Annotated in this window: 12 protein-coding genes; 9 read left to right on the top strand and 3 right to left on the bottom strand. The window is 55.6% G+C overall.

Translation table 11 applies throughout. The features are described from left to right. Positions 1-125: 125 nt before the first annotated feature. The 6 genes from G512_RS0108690 (at position 126) to G512_RS0108660 (ending at position 6,968) form a co-directional block, all read left to right on the top strand. The gene (locus G512_RS0108690; RefSeq protein ID WP_028481388.1) at positions 126-1,160 is read left to right on the top strand and encodes an ABC transporter substrate-binding protein; all 1,035 of its coding nucleotides are present in this window, start codon (positions 126-128) and stop codon (positions 1,158-1,160) included. A 233-nt stretch (positions 1,161-1,393) separates the two neighbouring features. Beyond that, on the top strand, positions 1,394-2,425 hold the full coding sequence (locus G512_RS0108685; protein WP_228130492.1) for an ABC transporter substrate-binding protein: 1,032 nt from the start codon (positions 1,394-1,396) through the stop codon (positions 2,423-2,425). A gap of 73 nt (positions 2,426-2,498) precedes the next feature. Then, positions 2,499-3,368: an ABC transporter permease gene (locus G512_RS0108680; protein WP_028481386.1), complete on the top strand. Its 870-nt coding sequence runs from the start codon at positions 2,499-2,501 to the stop codon at positions 3,366-3,368. Positions 3,369-3,378: 10 nt separating this feature from the next. Beyond that, complete coding sequence (locus tag G512_RS20435; protein WP_081657423.1) at positions 3,379-4,683, top strand: quaternary amine ABC transporter ATP-binding protein; 1,305 nt, start codon at positions 3,379-3,381, stop codon at positions 4,681-4,683. A gap of 126 nt (positions 4,684-4,809) precedes the next feature. Further along, entirely contained in the window at positions 4,810-5,325 is a 516-nt protein-coding gene (locus G512_RS0108670; protein WP_051269142.1) for a CAP domain-containing protein, read from the top strand. A 611-nt stretch (positions 5,326-5,936) separates the two neighbouring features. After that, entirely contained in the window at positions 5,937-6,968 is a 1,032-nt protein-coding gene (locus G512_RS0108660; RefSeq protein WP_028481384.1) for an ABC transporter substrate-binding protein, read from the top strand. Between the two features lie 94 nt (positions 6,969-7,062). Here the strand turns inward: G512_RS0108660 and G512_RS0108655 are convergent, their stop codons facing one another. After that, the gene (locus G512_RS0108655) at positions 7,063-8,190 is read right to left on the bottom strand and encodes a GNAT family N-acetyltransferase (protein WP_028481383.1); all 1,128 of its coding nucleotides are present in this window, start codon (positions 8,188-8,190) and stop codon (positions 7,063-7,065) included. Further along, the gene (locus tag G512_RS0108650) at positions 8,187-9,599 is read right to left on the bottom strand and encodes an oligosaccharide flippase family protein (protein ID WP_028481382.1); all 1,413 of its coding nucleotides are present in this window, start codon (positions 9,597-9,599) and stop codon (positions 8,187-8,189) included. The genes G512_RS0108655 and G512_RS0108650 overlap by 4 nt, the downstream gene beginning before the upstream one ends. A gap of 242 nt (positions 9,600-9,841) precedes the next feature. Here G512_RS0108650 and G512_RS0108645 point away from each other — a divergent pair, with 242 nt between their 5' ends. From G512_RS0108645 to G512_RS0108635, 3 genes are read left to right on the top strand one after another with little or no spacing between them, the layout of a single operon-like run. Continuing rightward, positions 9,842-10,852 carry an ImuA family protein gene (locus tag G512_RS0108645; RefSeq protein WP_051269141.1) on the top strand — a complete coding sequence of 337 codons (1,011 nt, stop codon included), beginning with the start codon at positions 9,842-9,844 and terminating at the stop codon, positions 10,850-10,852. Next, positions 10,740-12,302 (top strand): Y-family DNA polymerase, encoded by a 1,563-nt coding sequence (locus tag G512_RS0108640; RefSeq protein WP_143181351.1) that lies wholly within the window; start codon positions 10,740-10,742, stop codon positions 12,300-12,302. The genes G512_RS0108645 and G512_RS0108640 overlap by 113 nt, the downstream gene beginning before the upstream one ends. 18 nt (positions 12,303-12,320) lie before the next feature. Further along, the gene (locus tag G512_RS0108635; protein ID WP_178378238.1) at positions 12,321-15,686 is read left to right on the top strand and encodes an error-prone DNA polymerase; all 3,366 of its coding nucleotides are present in this window, start codon (positions 12,321-12,323) and stop codon (positions 15,684-15,686) included. Positions 15,687-15,688: 2 nt separating this feature from the next. Here G512_RS0108635 and G512_RS0108630 read toward each other — a convergent pair whose 3' ends face one another. Beyond that, positions 15,689-16,102, bottom strand: a complete 414-nt coding sequence (locus G512_RS0108630) for a YchJ family protein (protein ID WP_028481378.1) — start codon at positions 16,100-16,102, stop codon at positions 15,689-15,691. Between the last annotated feature and the right edge of the window lie 55 nt (positions 16,103-16,157).

Genomic DNA, 16,157 nt, shown 5'->3' with positions numbered 1-16,157 from the left:
ACAAGACCTGACTTGGTCTCATTTCGTGACGTTTAGATCGTGGGCACACGCTCAGATGAAGGAGCAATACCGGCGAAAACTTGTGGCGCCGGAGTGAACATCGTCCCGTGTATCGGAGAACCCCCTTGAAAAATTTTAGTGCTGTAACTGCCGCTTTGGCGCTTGCGTTGCCGCTTGGCATCTCGTCCGCTGCTGCGAACGAGGCTGTGTGCGAGATTGATCGCCCGGTTATTTTTGCCGGGTTGGACTGGGATTCCAGCGCCTTTCACAACTCGGTTGCCAGCTTTATTCTTGAGCACGGCTATGGCTGCCAAACTGATATCATTCCGGGCTCAAACATCCCCCTGATCAACGGCATGGCCCGTGGAGATGTGGACGTGCATATGGAGATCTGGCCGACCAATGTGTCGGATGCTTTGAAAAAGGGCTTTGAGGCCAACGCCTTTATCGATTTGGGTGTTAATTTTCCAGATGCCACGCAAGCTTGGTACGTGCCTCGGTACTTGGTGGAAGGAGAGAACGCGCCTGCCAAGGGGCTGACAAGTGTTTACGACCTACCCAAGTACAAGGAGGTTTTCCAGGACCCGGAAGAGCCGAGCAAAGGCCGGTTCTACAATTGTATTGCTGGCTGGGTCTGTGAGGTCTTCAACACCAAAAAACTCAATGCTTATGGCTTGACGGAAGACTTCGTCAATTTCCGCGCTGGCACTGGGGCGGCGCTTGCAGCGGCTATTGAGTCCAACATCAAGCGCGAGAAACCGATCCTGTTTTATTACTGGGGTCCTACCTGGGTGATGGGGAAGGTTTCCGATCAGGTGGTGGCCCTCGAGGAGCCGGCGTTTGATGAAGATGTCTGGCAGGCGGTGACTGATGAGGCGGATCCAGCGAAAGTGACGGAGGCAACCGCTTATCCAAAATCAGCAGCCCATGTCTTCGTGAATACGGATTTTGCGGAGCAGGCGCCGACATTGGTTGAGTTTCTGACCGCTTACGAGACCAATAGCGATCTTGTGTCTGAGGCTTTGGCCTACATGCAGGACACCGGGGGAACGTCCGAGGACGCTGCTCAAGATTTTCTGCGCAACAACACCGAGCGCTGGACCGGCTGGGTCCCAGAGGATGTGGCGCAACGGGTACAGAGTGCTCTTGACGCACAATAGTTGCGCTGCCGCCGTCTCTACGTATTCTCCATGAGACGGCTCTCATAAAACCGATGACGTGATGTGCTAGAACGAGCGCATCACGTCTCTTTTGTTCAATGTGGTTTGCTTATTGTGCAGCCTTTGGACGGCAAGGGACGTTGAGAAGTGCGCTCCAAAATAGGATTTTCGAGCGCCATCTTGTGATTTTGAGGACGCCGAACCAGACGTTCCTCCGACTGGAGTTGATCAACGTGTCGAAGTTTTTTGCGGTTGCTGTTGCATGTGCGTTCGCTGTTCCCTTCAACCTGAGCGCGGCCGCAGCACAGGCGCCGGTGTGTGAGATTGAGCGCCCTGTGGTCTTTGCAGGATTGGACTGGGATTCCAATGCGTTCCACAATTCGGTTGCCCAGTTCATCATTGAGCACGGATATGGCTGCAAAACGGATATCATTCCCGGGTCAAGCATTCCTTTGGTAAATGGCATGGCACGCGGCGATGTGGATGTGACCATGGAGATCTGGCCCAAGAATGTTTCGGAGGCTCTCACTCGCGGTCTGGAGCGCGGCGACTTCATCGATTTGGGAGTCAATTATCCGGATGCCAAGCAGGCATGGTATGTTCCCAAGTATTTGGTGGAGGGCGAAGATGCACCAGCCAAGGGACTGAAATCAGTTTATGACCTGCCGAAATACAAGGAAGTATTTCAGGATCCAGAAGAACCCGGGAAGGGTAGATTTTATAATTGTATTGCAGGTTGGGCCTGTGAGGTTTACAACACCAAAAAACTCAATGCTTATGGGCTGACTGAAGACTACGTGAACTTTCGGCCCGGGACCGGCGCAGCACTTGCTGCCGCCATTGAAGCAAAAATCAAACGGAAGCGGCCCATCCTGTTCTTCTATTGGGGGCCGACTTGGGTGATGGGTAAGATTGCAGAGGATGTTGTCGAGCTTGAAGAGCCCGCCTTTGATGAGGCGGTGTGGGCAACGATGACAGAAGAAAGTGATCCTGAGCACGTGACGGCCGCAACGGCTTATCCGCTCAACCCGGCTCATGTTTTTGTGAATACCGAATTCTTTCAGGCTGCCCCGCAGCTTGTTGAGTTTTTGACCGCTTATGAAACTTCCAGCGCAATCGTGTCTGATGCACTGGCCTATATGCAGGAAACCGGTGGCACGACCGACGAGGCGGCTGTGGCGTTTCTCAAGCGGAACAGGGATCTGTGGTCTTCATGGGTACCTGAAGACATTGCCGTACGCGTTGATGCTGTTCTTGAGCAGTAGATTCCAAACGGCCTCGAGAGCGCGGAGCACGGGTACACCTGTGCTCTTCTATCAATAACTATGAGAGGAACATATGGACTTCGTCCTATTTCCAGATATCGGAAGACCTATTCGTGTTGCGACCAATAACTTCGTAGACTACCTGGTCATCAATTATGGAGACGGCTTTGAAGCCTTCTCCAACTTCATTCTGTTTTTCCTGGTTCAGCTTGAGCAGGTACTGCGCTCCGCGAACCCGGTGGTTGTCTTGTTGTGCATTGGGCTTCTCACATTTGCAGCCAGCCGACGTATTGGCCTGACCATTGGTATGGTTATTGCCATGTGGGTTGTTGGCGCACTTGGTTTGTGGGAACAGGCCATGCAAACCATTGCCATCATGTTGGTCTCGGTCGTCCTTTCCGTGATCATTGGTATTCCACTTGGTGTTTTGGCGTCGCGTTCCGAGCGGTTCCGCGCTGGTCTGAACCCGATCCTCGATCTGATGCAGACGATCCCCAGCTTCGTTTACCTTATCCCGGCTGCCATGCTGTTCGGCTTGGGTAAGGTGCCCGCCATTCTGGCTACGGTCATCTACTCTGCGCCTCCCCTGATCCGCCTCACAGACTTGGGTATCCGGATGGTGGATACGGAAGTGGTTGAAGCAAGCCGTGCGTTTGGTGCGACCCGTTGGCAGGTATTGAGGGGCGTTCAAATCCCGCTCGCTCTTCCTTCCATCATGCAGGGTGTGAACCAGACCATGATGATGGCGCTGGCGATGGTGGTGATCGCCTCCATGATTGGTGCCCGTGGTGTTGGTGAAACGGTACTGCTCGGATTGCAGCGAAACGACTCCGGTCAGGGCCTTATTGGCGGTATGGCTATCGTCATCCTCGCGATCCTTTTCGATCGCATCACCCAATCAGCGGGTCATCGTATGCAGGCCCACAGAAAAGTGAATGGATAACGAGCACGCCATGTCAAAAATCGAAGTCAAGAATATCACGAAGATCTTCGGACCGCGTGACAAAGAGGTGCTGCCGAAGGTCGAGGCTGGAATGAGCAAGGAAGAGCTTCTTGCCGAAACCGGCCATACACTGGGCCTCAACAATGTGTCGCTGACAATTGGTGAGGGCGAGATCTTTGTTATCATGGGGCTGTCCGGCTCGGGTAAGTCCACCATGATCCGCCACTTCAACCGCTTGATTGAGCCAACTGCTGGCCAGATCATTGTGGATGGCGTGGATGTGATGTCGCTGAACCGCAAGGAGTTGGAAGACTTCCGTCGGCACAAGATGAGCATGGTTTTCCAGCGTTTCGGTTTGCTGCCGCACCGGACGGTTGTGCAGAATGTGGCCTATGGACTGGAAGTTCAGGGCGTCAAAAAGCAGGGCCGTGAGGACAAGGCGCGCGAGTGGATTGAAGCTGTTGGTCTGGGCGGGTTCGAAAACCAGTTCCCAAGCCAGTTGTCTGGCGGCATGCAGCAGCGTGTCGGCTTGGCGCGCGCGTTGGCCACGGATGCTGATGTCCTGCTGATGGATGAGGCCTTTTCTGCGCTTGACCCGTTGATCCGCTCGCAGATGCAGGATCAGTTGGTTGAACTACAGGAAAAGCTGCACAAAACCATCGTTTTCATTACCCACGATCTCGATGAAGCACTGCGCATTGGTGACAAGATTGCAATCCTGAAGGACGGTGAACTGTCGCAGGTTGGTACGCCGCCTGAAATTCTGTTGCAGCCGGCTGATGATTACGTGCGCGCATTCGTTCGCGATGTGAACCGGGCTCGTGTTCTGACCGTGGATACCGTGATGCAGCCACCGGAGTGGCGGATCACTCACGATAACATGGAGCGGGCACTGGCCGAGATGCGCCGCAAGGGTGAAGAGTACGGCTACGTTGTCGAGAACAAGGAGTTCCGCGGCGTGGTTACGCAAGAAGCCCTTGAGGAAGAGATCAACAAACCTGGCAAGAATCCGTCGCTTTATGAATTTGCTGATGACAGCTCGAAGGTGGATCTGGAGAGCACCATTGAAGCAGCGTTGCCGGCAACATTGGAAAGCGACTATCCAGTTGCGGTGGTGGATGAAGAGGGACACTTCAAGGGTGTTCTCAACACCGATGAGGTGGGTAGCATCTTGACACCGCCGGACGAGGGCGAGGAAGCGGAAGGCGATAAGACGCCTGATGCTGCGGCTTCTGACGATGGTGCCATCAAGGATCAGGATCCAGCGGAAGACGCGCAAAAGAGCGATAAGACTTCCGTCAAGCACGCTTCCTGAACGACGCTCAGGTTGCCATGAAACAAGGCCGGCACATTAAGTGCTGGCCTTTTTTGTTGGGTCGTGTATCAGTGCGTCGCTGCGTCAGGACGGCAATCAGGCCTTGCAAAGGTAAAAGGGGCGACAATGGTGTTCACAGTCTTAAAGTCGGTTTGGGCCGGTATTTTGATGGCTATCAGTACGGTTGGGCTGGTTGGTTGTGTGGGCGGGCCAGATACGCCTTCCTATTATCAAAGTCTGGAAAGACCGGATGCGCAGATCGATCAGCAAGTTGTGGCTGCGATGATCTCCAGTTATCGGGCTCAACAGGGGTTGGGTCCTGTGGTTGTTGCTTCCTCTTTGGGACGCGCCGCCGCCATCAAGGCTCAAAGCCTTGCCACCACAGGTGGCTCTAATCTATCGGGTCGGGAAGGCGGCGATTTGGCCGAGCGTCTCGAGGCCGTGGGGGAGCTGAATATCTACGCGGTTGAAAATACCAGCGCAGGCTATCGGCGTTGGGCCGAAGCCTTTTCGGGCTGGCGGGACTCCCCGCGTCATCGCGCCGTGATGCTGGATCCGAAGATCACTCGGATCGGGATCGCTACCGCGTATGCACCTCAAACCAAATACAAGGTATTCTGGAGCCTTGTTGGAGCGGAATAGCACGGCGATCCGGCTCTATATTGCGTCCGGATTTGAAAGAGAATCTGCGGCTATGAATCGTTTTCATGTTGCGACCAGCGACCGTGCTCTGAATTCATAGGGGTGTTTTCAAGTAAAACGATCTTCTGCTTCAGTTCGGAAGATCCGAACGCAAAGCATTTCAATGCGTCGTGATTTGTATAAATTTTCTATGGGTTTAGGCGCATTTCCCGACACGCTTTCTGTTTTTTGTGAAATCTGCACATCATGTCATGACTTCTCTGGGGTGGCCGAAATATTTTGCCTCGCCACCGCGAGAAGCGCTGTTTATTTTATATGATGATTTTTATAAGTTTATCTTGGTTATGTTGAAGTATATTTTTCGAAAGGTAATGAATTATTATTTGGAAATGATGTTTGTTATGAGTTATTTTTAAAGTTCATGGTTGAAATCGTTGACATGAATTTTTTTGAGACTATTATCGTGCTCGCCTATTCGGTGAGTTGGCTTTGGGAAAGCTTCTCATCATTATTAAAAATCTCGGGTCCCGGCCCGAAATAGACGAGTTTGCCCTGTTTCTTCTGTCGAGGAAGCAGCGAGCGACTGTAACCTCGTAACCGGAGACGTTCTTTTGTTTAAAACAACTCTTGCATTTGCCGCTGCAGCTGTTGCGCTGCCACTTGCTGTTGGTTCTAGCGCTGCTGCAGAAGCCCAGTGTGAAATTGACCGGCCCGTCGTGTTTGCTGGTCTCGATTGGGATTCCAATGCATTTCACACATCCGTGGCCAGCTTCATCATGAAGAATGGCTATGGATGTGAAACTGATCAGATTCCTGGTTCCACCATTCCGCTATTGAATGGCATGGCTCGCGGCGACGTGGACGTGACCATGGAAATCTGGCCGGACAATGTGACCGAGGCCCTCGCAAAGGGGCAGGCTGCTGGTGACTTTGTTGATCTTGGTATCAACTTCCCGGATGCCCTTCAGGCGTGGTTTGTGCCCAAGTATCTGGTGGAGGGCGAAGACGCCCCGGCCAAGGGTTTGAAGACTGTGTTTGATCTGCCCAAGTACAAGGAGGTCTTTCAGGATCCGGAAGATCCATCCAAAGGGCGCTTTTACAATTGTATCGCAGGGTGGGGCTGTGAAGAGATCAACACCAAGAAGCTGCATGCCTACGGTTTGACGGAAGACTTTGTGAACTTCCGTCCGGGTACAGGTGCGGCTCTTTCCGCCGCGATCGAATCCAATGTGAAGCGTGAAAAGCCGATCGTGTTCTATTACTGGGGTCCGACTTGGGTTCTTGGTAAGGTGATGGATGATCTGGTCATTCTTGAAGAGCCGGCCTTTGATCGCGAAATCTGGGATGCATTGTCCGAGGAAACGGATCCGACACAGGTTGAGAAAGCGGTCGCTTATCCGTTGTCCCGAGTTCATGTTTACGCCAACAGCGAGTTTGCGGAACAAGCGCCTCAACTGGTTGAGTTCCTGACCAAGTACGAAACCACAAACGCGATTGTCTCCAAGGCGCTGGCCTACATGCAGGATACCGGCGGTTCAACCGACGACGCGGCACTGGAGTTCTTGCGCACCAACCGTGATCTTTGGACCACTTGGGTTCCCGAAGAAGTGGCTGCCCGGGTTGAAGCTGCCCTCGAGCAGTAAGACTGAGATATAGCAAAAGCTGAAGGGGGTTCGAGATTTCGAGCCCCCTTTGGTGTTTCTGGGGGTATGTTTGGTGGCGCGCTTGCGTGATCTTTTATCGACGGCCGAGCAATGCCTTCAGTTTTGTCTTGGCGTATGCCTGCGCCTGCGTCTTCGCCTTGATCAAGGTCGTGCTGACCGCGAAGCGAGACCCTGAGCCGATCATGATCGTTCCATATGCGAAGCGAGAATGCCAAACGGTATTGGCCATCCGATTATCCGGTGTGGTGAGAGAATCTGCGCCTTCAAACCCTTCGGTGTCCAGATTGACGTGGCTACTGTAAAACAGCAATTGCGGTCCGGGAGACACCTTGGCGTGGGTCTCGTCAAATGTGGTTTTCCATCCGAAGAAGCGGTTTCCCTGGCGCAGCCAGAGCTTTATGGCAATGGGCGCCCCATCCAGGCACAAAGCGTCAATTCTGGCGTTACCGGTGTTCGCAAAGTCTCGAAACATCTGCTGTGTGAAGTTTTGTGCGCTGGTTTGATTTGCAAGCGCTGTGCCTTGGCGGCCTTTCCAGCCCGCGGCTTCCAGGGCAATGAAGTCCGCTAGGGCTTTATTGATGTCTTCCGGTGTTGTGAATGACACCTGTGTCAATTCACCCTTGCGCGCGAGCTGACGGCCGTAGCGTTGGACTCTCTTCCCCGATTTTGAGTTAAGTGCTTGCGAGAGCGTTGCTTCCGCATCTGGGCCACCTGCCTGATAGGCGCGGTCTGATTGATCGGCGATGTGCCACTGAAGCGAGCTGGCCTCCAACGCATGTTGCAGGCGCTCAAACGTGGCACCTTGCACGGCATGATAGGGGAGTGCGAGTGTGCGTCCTGGAGAGCGTTGAACAGCTGCTTTTATGAGCGCGGCGATTTCTTCGCAGGTTGCCTCCGGGGAGCAGAGCAAAGTGCCCAGCGTCCCATAGTCCCCCACGACTGTACTTGCGGTGTGCCACAGACCGGTAGATCGTGTCAGATGTAGGGGAAGGGCTGCGACGAGGCGTTGTTCGGCTGGATGAGCCACGGCCAACAACTGGATTCTGCCCCGTGCCAAGTGGGTTTGATAGGCGCGCAAGAATGTGGGCGTGAAGAATGGATTGGGGTCCAAAGCTGTTGCGGCGAGCTGTGCCCAGGCCGGTTCGATCTGATCCCATGTTTCAGCGCTATGGGCGACAACGACTGGGGTGTTCTGCTTCATGATGAGCCTGCCGTAGCCGTTGGGGCTGCAAGGAAGAAGGCGCGAACACCGACGCGCTTCCGCGTGACGGCATATATCAAGGCGGCCTCGATAAAGGTGGAAAGGGTGGTGGACAATGCGGCGCCGACCAAACCCAATGCCGGAATCAGAACGGCGTTAAACGCCACGTTGGCGGCGAATACGGAGGCGTAAACCCAGGCGCATGTTGTCTGGTTGCCGGACATGATCAAAAGCGCGTCAGCCGGGCCAATGGCCGCGCGGGCCAGCACACCGAAGATCAGGATGTACAGCGCCGGCAGAGCCTCCATGAAGTCCGATCCGAACAGGCGGAGCAGCAGGGGCGCGGTCGGGATCAGAAGCACGGCGAGCAGCACCGTAGGGTAGAACGTCATCTGAGCCGCTGTGCGGCTGTAGGCATGCAGGCCGTTCTGGTCGCCGCTGTGGTACAGACGCGACAGTCTTGCAGCGCTGACCGAGCGCACGGCGTAGAATACAAAATGCAGCAGAGCAAGAGTGCGCGAGGCGGCGAAGTAGATCCCGGTTTGATCCGGTGACATCCAATACCCCACCATCAAGACGTCTGCGCTCATGGTGAGCTGGAAAAAGCCATCCACCAGCATCATCGGTGTGGAAACGATCAGCCAGAACTTGAAGTCAATGATTTTGGGAACTGACGGCACCACGGCCCGAAGGCGGGGCCGCATCATGAGCGTTTGCAGTACCGCGACCGCCCAGATGGCGATGATTGCGCTGATGCAGGCCGTGGCAGCTGTTGGGGGAAAGCCAGCAAGCCACGCGCCTAACATGACGATGATGATCAGCGTTGGACGCCACAAGAACGCGGGCATCATGGCCAGCAATTGCCAATCATAAGCGCGAGCCACGCTTTCCAGAATGTTGGTATAGACCATCAAGGGCAGGCAAACCGCTACCAGGAACAGCGGCAGAACGAAGTGGCTTTCGATGGTGTCTGAGAGCACCCAGGTAGCCAGTGCTCCGGCAAGGGCAATGGCGGTGGATCCGAAGACGCCAACACGCTGAGCGGTAAATATGAAGCCGTTTAAGCGAGCGAAATCCTTTTGTGCGTTGAATTCCGGTACAAAACGCAGAATGGAGTTGGAAAAGCCGGAGCAGGAAAACAAGCTGAAGATGATCAGAATCGTCCAGACCGTGACGAATATGCCGTATTCCGTCGATCCCAGAATCCGTGCCAGGAATACTTGAAGGGCATAGGCCAAAGCGGCACTGACCACCCGGCTGAAGAACACGATCAGCGCACCGCGGTTTGCTGCGGCCTGATCCCCTTCCTCCCACAAGGCGCTGTCCAGGCGTGCGACAAGCGGCATCAGCGTGGCTTTCAGGCTGGAAGGCAACACCTTTTCGGCAATGGGAGCGAACAGGATTCGCAAAATTGGGCTCCTGCAATTCTAATGGGTTATATATACTTATACGCAAAGATTAATTTTTTAATGATTGAGCCACCTAGACTGTTTGTAAAAGCCAAGTCGACTGGGTGATCAGCCGCAATCCAGAATGACCTCATATTTTGATACTTAAAATCCTGGGGTAAATGAGTGCTTGACTCTCGCGCTCTCTCGCGGAATCAATGTGAGAACATTATAAGAACAAAATGAGAACACGACGAGGGTGCATGAACTCCCGAAAGGAAGAAATTGACGCTTTACGTCGCCGCCTTGCGGTTCTGGAAGGTCGCCTCCCTCCAGAAGCGCAGTTGAGTCTGGCTCCTGCCTCCGCCGCCTCGAAATTGCAGGAGCCAGCTCTCCCTTCTGATCAGAACCTGACAGCGTCCCATGATCGTTCCAGCAAGGATGAGGCAGGTGCACCTTGCCTGCGCTCGGCAGTGTCCCCACGGTTTTGCTTGGGTGTTGAGGCTTTGGATGGCGCGTCGGCCCAGCCAGGCTTCAAACTCGGCACAATGCATGAATTCATTGCGCCTCAAGTGCGTTTGAGTGGAGCATTGACCGGTTTCGTTGCTGCGCTTGCCACTTTGTGCGCCAACCGGCGTGCCGGTCAGGTTTTATGGGTGCTGGACGAGGCGGTGCAGCGCGAGGCCGGCATGCTGTGTGCACAAGGATTTTTGCAGTTCGGGCTGGATCCGGCTCGTTTGATCATGGTCACCCCGCGCCGGGTGGAAGATATGTTGTGGGTTTTGGAAGAGGGCAGTCAATGCCAGTCCTTGAGCGTCGTGGTGGGCGAAATGCTGGGAGATTTCAAGGAACTCGATTTGACCTCAACCCGTCGACTGGTGTTGCGCACCGAGCGCTCAGGTGTGCCGTTGTTTTTCATGCGTCATGGTGCAGATGCAACGGTTTCAGCAGCCATGACACGCTGGTGTGTTGGGTCCGGCCCAACGCCAACAGCAACACGGGACAGGACCGGCGCATATGTGCCGCACCGTGCATTGATGGGGGCACCTCGTTGGCGTGTGACGCTAGAAAAGAACCGGGAAGGGCGGCCTAGTTCTTGCGATTTGGAGTGGAACCATGCAACCCGGCAATTTGATGAAATCCCCCGCCTCGACATTGAAAATGCCTCTGCGGGCACCGCAACGGATTCTCTGCCTCTGGTTTCCAGAGCTGGCCACCGATCGCCTGTGCCGTCAGGAACGGGGCAGGTCGTGGCTTTCCGGCGGGTCCGTTGAGCCATTGGCGGTTTATGCAAAGCTTGGCAATCGTCTGGAACTTGTATGTGTCAATGGTGTTGCGCGGCGTGCAGGAGTTTCTTGTGGTGATGGGTTGAGTGATGCCTGTGCCCGGGTGCCAGCGCTGCGCACGCAAGAAGATGTGCCGGCAGCAAATGCTTCGCTTTTGGCAGCCCTTGCTGACTGGTGTGACCGGTATACGCCGTTGGTCGCGCTGAGCGGCGAGGATGGCCTTCTATTGGACATTACAGGATGTTCGCACTTGTTTGAAGGCGAGCAGGCCTTGCTGGAGGATTGTGTCAGCCGCCTCACGTCTCAAGGGTTTACGGTTCGAGCTTGTGTCGCCGATACGGTGGGTGCTGCATGGGCAGGTGCGCGGTCTTGCCAAGGGGTGATCGCTCCGGGGCAACAGCGCGAAATGCTGGCAGAGCTGCCCTTGTCCTTGCTGAGACTGGAAAGCCGTGTCGTGGCGGGGCTTACGAAAGTAGGGCTGAAATGCGTGGGCGACATTCTGGATCGGCCGCGCGCTCCTTTGGCCAGCCGGTTTGGACCGCAGCTTGTGCGTCGTCTGGACCAGGCACTGGGCATGGAGGGCGAACCCATCTCACCAAGGCTCCATACGCCTGCATTGGTGGCGGAGCGACGTTTTTTCGAACCTGTCTCTCGGCTTGAGGATGTGGAAGCCGTTATTCTGGGTTTGGGCGTGCATTTGAAAAAGCAACTTGAAGACCGGGGAGAGGGCGGGCGTGCCTTTGAGGTGGTCCTGTTTCGCGTGGATGGTGTGGTCAGCCGTCTGATCGTAGGCACCAGCGGCCCGGTGCGTGAACCAGATTTCATGCTGCGGTTGTTCAAGGAAAAGCTGAAGGCCGCTGGGGACGATCTGGATGTGGGATTTGGTTTTGATCTGATCCGTCTGGGGGTGTTGGAAGCGCAGTCCTGCACGGCGGGGCAATTGGATCTCAGTGGCAGCACTTCTGATGATGCGGATTTGACGCTGTTGGTTGACCGGCTGGGCGCCCGGTTGGGATTGGCGCGTGTCTCCCGGTTTTTGCCACAGGATAGCCACGTGCCGGAGCAGCGTGCCGCGTTGGTGCCTGCAGCCACAGTTCGAGAAGAGGCTGTGTTCTGGCCGGATGAAACCCTGCTTTGGGATACGTCTGCACCGGAGCGTCCGTTGCGGTTGCTTCCTCAGGCTGAGTTGGTGGAGGCCATTGCCATGGTGCCTGAAGGGCCTCCGCTGCGGTTTCGCTGGCGCAGGGCGCTTTACGAAGTGGCCCGGTCTGAAGGGCCGGAACGCATAGCGCCGCCGTGGTGGGAAGGCACGGCACCTACTCGAGACTATTTTCGTGTTGAAGATACGCATGGCCGGCGTTTCTGGCTTTTCAGGGAAGGTTTGTTCGAGCGGGAAACCCCTGTGCCGCGTTGGTTCCTGCAGGGCTTTTTCAGTTAGGTGTCAGGAGTTGCGACCATGACCGACTTGTTGAAGCGCGCTTCTTTTGTCGAACTGGGCTGTGCCACCAATTTCTCATTCCTTCATGGGGCGTCTCACCCGGAAGAGCTGGCTTTTACTGCTGGCGAGTTGGGATACTGCGCACTGGGGGTAACAGATCGCAACTCACTGGCCGGTGTGGTGCGGGTTCATGTCGCGGCTCGGGAGGCGGGGGTGCGCGCTCTTGTGGGGTGCCGTCTCGTATTTCTGGATCAAACGCCGGATATTCTGGTTTGGCCGAAAGATTTGGCAGCGTATCAACGGTTGTGCCGCCTTTTGACCATTGGAAACCGTCGGGCGCCGAAAGGCGAGTGTCACCTGCGGCTTGAAGATTTGCTGGCATGGGGCGAGGGCATGGTGATGGCGCCTGTGCCGATGCAATTGCCGCAGCAGGCAGATGAACGTGCGTTGTGTCAGTTGCTGGCGCGCTTGCGTGATCGTTTTGGGACCAGCGTGCGATTGGCTGTGCGGTTTTTGTATAACGGAAGTGATCGACGCTGGATTGGGCGGTTGCAGGAGCTGGCTCTCCGCTGTCAGGTGCCGCTGCTTGCGACCAATGATGTGCTCTACCACATGCCGGAGCGCCGGCCTCTTCAGGATGTTGTGACCTGCATTCGATTGCACGAAACGCTGGAGGGGGCGGGGCGACATCTGCAAGCCAATGCGGAGCGCTATTTGAAGACACATGAACAAATGCAGGACCTTTTTCAAGATTGTCCCGAGGCTGTCTCCGAAACATCGCGCGTGGCAGAGGAAATCACCTTTTCACTGGATGAGCTGGCCTATACCTATCCCGAGGAAGCCACACTGCCAGGCTTGACCCCACAACAAGAGCTGGAGCGCCTTGTGGCGGAAGGAGTTCAGCGACGCTATCCGGCTGGCGCGCCGTGCAAGGTGCAAGAGGCGGTGCAGAAGGAGCTGGCGGTTGTCGCTCAGCTGGATTATGCGCCGTACTTCTTGACGGTTTACGACATTGTGCGTTTTGCCCGCTCACGTGGAATCTTGTGTCAGGGACGTGGTTCTGCAGCTAATTCCGTTCTGTGCTTTTGCCTTGGCATTACGGAGGTGGATCCGGAGCGGGCTGATTTGTTGTTTGAGCGTTTCATTTCTCCAGAGCGCAAGGAGCCGCCGGATATTGATGTCGACTTCGAGCATGAGCGGCGCGAAGAAGTCATTCAGTATATCTATGAGAAATATGGGCGTGAGCGTGCGGGGTTGGCCGCCACTGTGATTTGTTATCGCTCGCGCTCTGCTTTGCGCGAGGTGGCGAAAGTCTTCGGGTTTTCAGAGGATGCCATAAATGCCTTGGCCGGCACCATTTGGGGGCGTTCGGATCGAGGTGGTACGCCGGAGCAAATACGAGAGGCAGGGCTGGACCCAGAACAGGCGCGGATGGCACAGGTTATCCGGCTTGCCCATGATTTGATTGGCTTTCCGCGTCACCTCTCCCAGCATGTTGGGGGATTTGTGATTACCCGCAATCGGCTGGACGAGGTGGTGCCCATTCAAAACGCGGCCATGGAGGGCCGAAGTGTGATTGAATGGGACAAGGATGATCTCGACGCGCTGGGCATTTTGAAAATCGATGTCCTGGCGCTGGGTATGCTCTCTGTAATTCGACGGGCCCTGTATCTGCTGCAAGAAACCTATGGGGAGTCATTGACGATTGCCAGCATACCGTCAGAAGAAAAGCCGGTTTACGACATGATTTCGCGGGCTGATACGGTGGGAGTGTTTCAAATCGAAAGCCGCGCTCAGATGAGCATGTTGCCCCGCATGCGTCCGCAGAATTTTTATGATCTGGTCATTGAGGTGGCCATTGTCCGGCCCGGGCCCATTCAGGGGGACATGGTGCACCCGTATTTACGGCGCCGCCAAAAGCTTGAGCCTGTGCACTACCCCAAGGAGGAGCTGCGCCAAGTGCTGGGCAAGACCCTGGGTGTGCCCCTGTTTCAGGAGCAGGCCATGAAGATTGCCATTGTTGCGGCCGGGTTCGAACCTGCCGAAGCGGATCGGTTGCGACGGGCGATGGCGACTTTCAGGCGCGTTGGCACCATTGGCACGTTTCAGCGCAAAATGGTCGAAGGCATGGTGGCGCGCGGATATGAACGTGAATTTGCCGAGCGCTGTTTCAAGCAAATTGAGGGGTTTGGTGAATATGGCTTTCCGGAAAGTCACGCAGCCAGCTTTGCGTTGTTGGTCTATGCATCGGCTTGGCTCAAGGCGCGTTATCCGGATGTATTCTGCGCGGCCATGCTCAATTCCCAACCCATGGGGTTTTATGCGCCAGCCCAGTTGGTCCGTGACGCGCGTGAGCATGGGGTTGATGTGCGTGAGGTGGATGTGAACCTGTCGGACTGGGACGCAAGTCTGGAGCCGGGGGTGCTTGCATGTTGGAAACTACATCCACGTCACAAGGAGATGGCACAGACTGTGTGCAGTGATCATGCGGTTCGCCTTGGGTTTCGCAGCATTAAAGGCGTTCGTCAGGAGGATGTGGCGCTGTTGGTGTCCCGGCGCGGCAAAGGATATGATTCCGTGCGTGACTTGTGGTTGCGAACAGGGCTGCCACGGGCGGTGATTACTCGCTTGGCTGAGGCGGATGCTTTCCGTTCGCTGGGGCTGGATCGGCGTACAGCCCTTTGGGCCGCACAAGGACTGGAGGCAGGCGATGCAGCAGAGAGGCTGCCGTTGTTTGACCGGGCAGATCTGGACAACTTGCGGCCTGAGCCGGATGTGGACTTGCCCCCGATGCGGCTGGGGGAGCATGTGGTGCTGGATTATCAGAGCCTGTCCCTGTCCTTGAAGGCCCACCCTGTTTCGTTTGTGCGTCCGACCTTGAACCGGATGCGGGTGCTGCGCGCCGCCTCGTTGTCGGAGCTGCGCACAGGGACCCGCGTGTCCGTTGCGGGGCTGGTGCTGATCCGCCAGCGTCCCGGCTCTGCCAAGGGGGTGATTTTCATGACGCTTGAAGATGAAAGTGCGGTCGCCAATGTAATTATCTGGCCAAAGTGTTTTGAAAAGTATCGTCCCATCGTGTTGGGAGCACGGTTTGTTAAGGTCTCCGGTCATCTGCAGAATGCGGAGGGCGTTATTCACGTTGTTGCTGAACAGCTTGAGGACGTGAGTCACCTGATGGCGCAGCTCTCTGAGGAAGGGCTTGATGATTCAGCATTGGCGCGAGCTGATGAGGTCAAGCGCCCGGTTCCCGAACTGGCTCCCAAGATCAAGCCAAAGCGCGGACTGGCCCAATTGATCCAGGAGGTGCCGGAAGTTGCGCAGGACTACGAGGCGTTGTCCCGTCAGGTGGGTCGGGTTCTGCCCAAGGGGCGCAACTTCCATTAGGCTCAAACGCCGTTCGGCAGCGGAAGTGGCTCTACATAGTACCACTGTCCCTTGCGCTTCCTGAACAGGCTGAGCTCCTTGTGTTCAAACATCTGGCCGCGCGCAAGAAACTTGGCCTTGAACAACACGAGACCTTCGTTGTCATTTTCGCCACCATTACGCTTGTCCATAACGTCCAGCGTCAGCCAGTGGGTTTCGTTGGCCCAGTCGCGAACTTCGAGCTCATTGAGTGTCTTTTGCAGCGGCGGCCACAGGGTGTCGCGAATAAAGTCCACATTTTTTTGTGTGTAGGCCGTATACCGGGCGCGCATCAGTTCCACGGCCTGCTCCGGTGCCTTGGTGCCCTCTATGACAGGCTGGCAGCATTGAGCATAGGATTCACCTGAATGGCAGGGACATTTCTGCGAAGTTGTCATTGTCTCTCTTCTTGTCTTTCGAGGTCCACAATCCGCCTTCAAGTTGCGCAGGCTC

This window comes from Pseudovibrio exalbescens DSM 16456 (assembly GCF_000422785.1).
Lineage (GTDB): Bacteria > Pseudomonadota > Alphaproteobacteria > Rhizobiales > Stappiaceae > Pseudovibrio > Pseudovibrio exalbescens.
The sequence above is the reverse complement of the archived record's forward strand: the minus strand, read 5'-3'. Positions and strand labels throughout refer to the sequence as shown.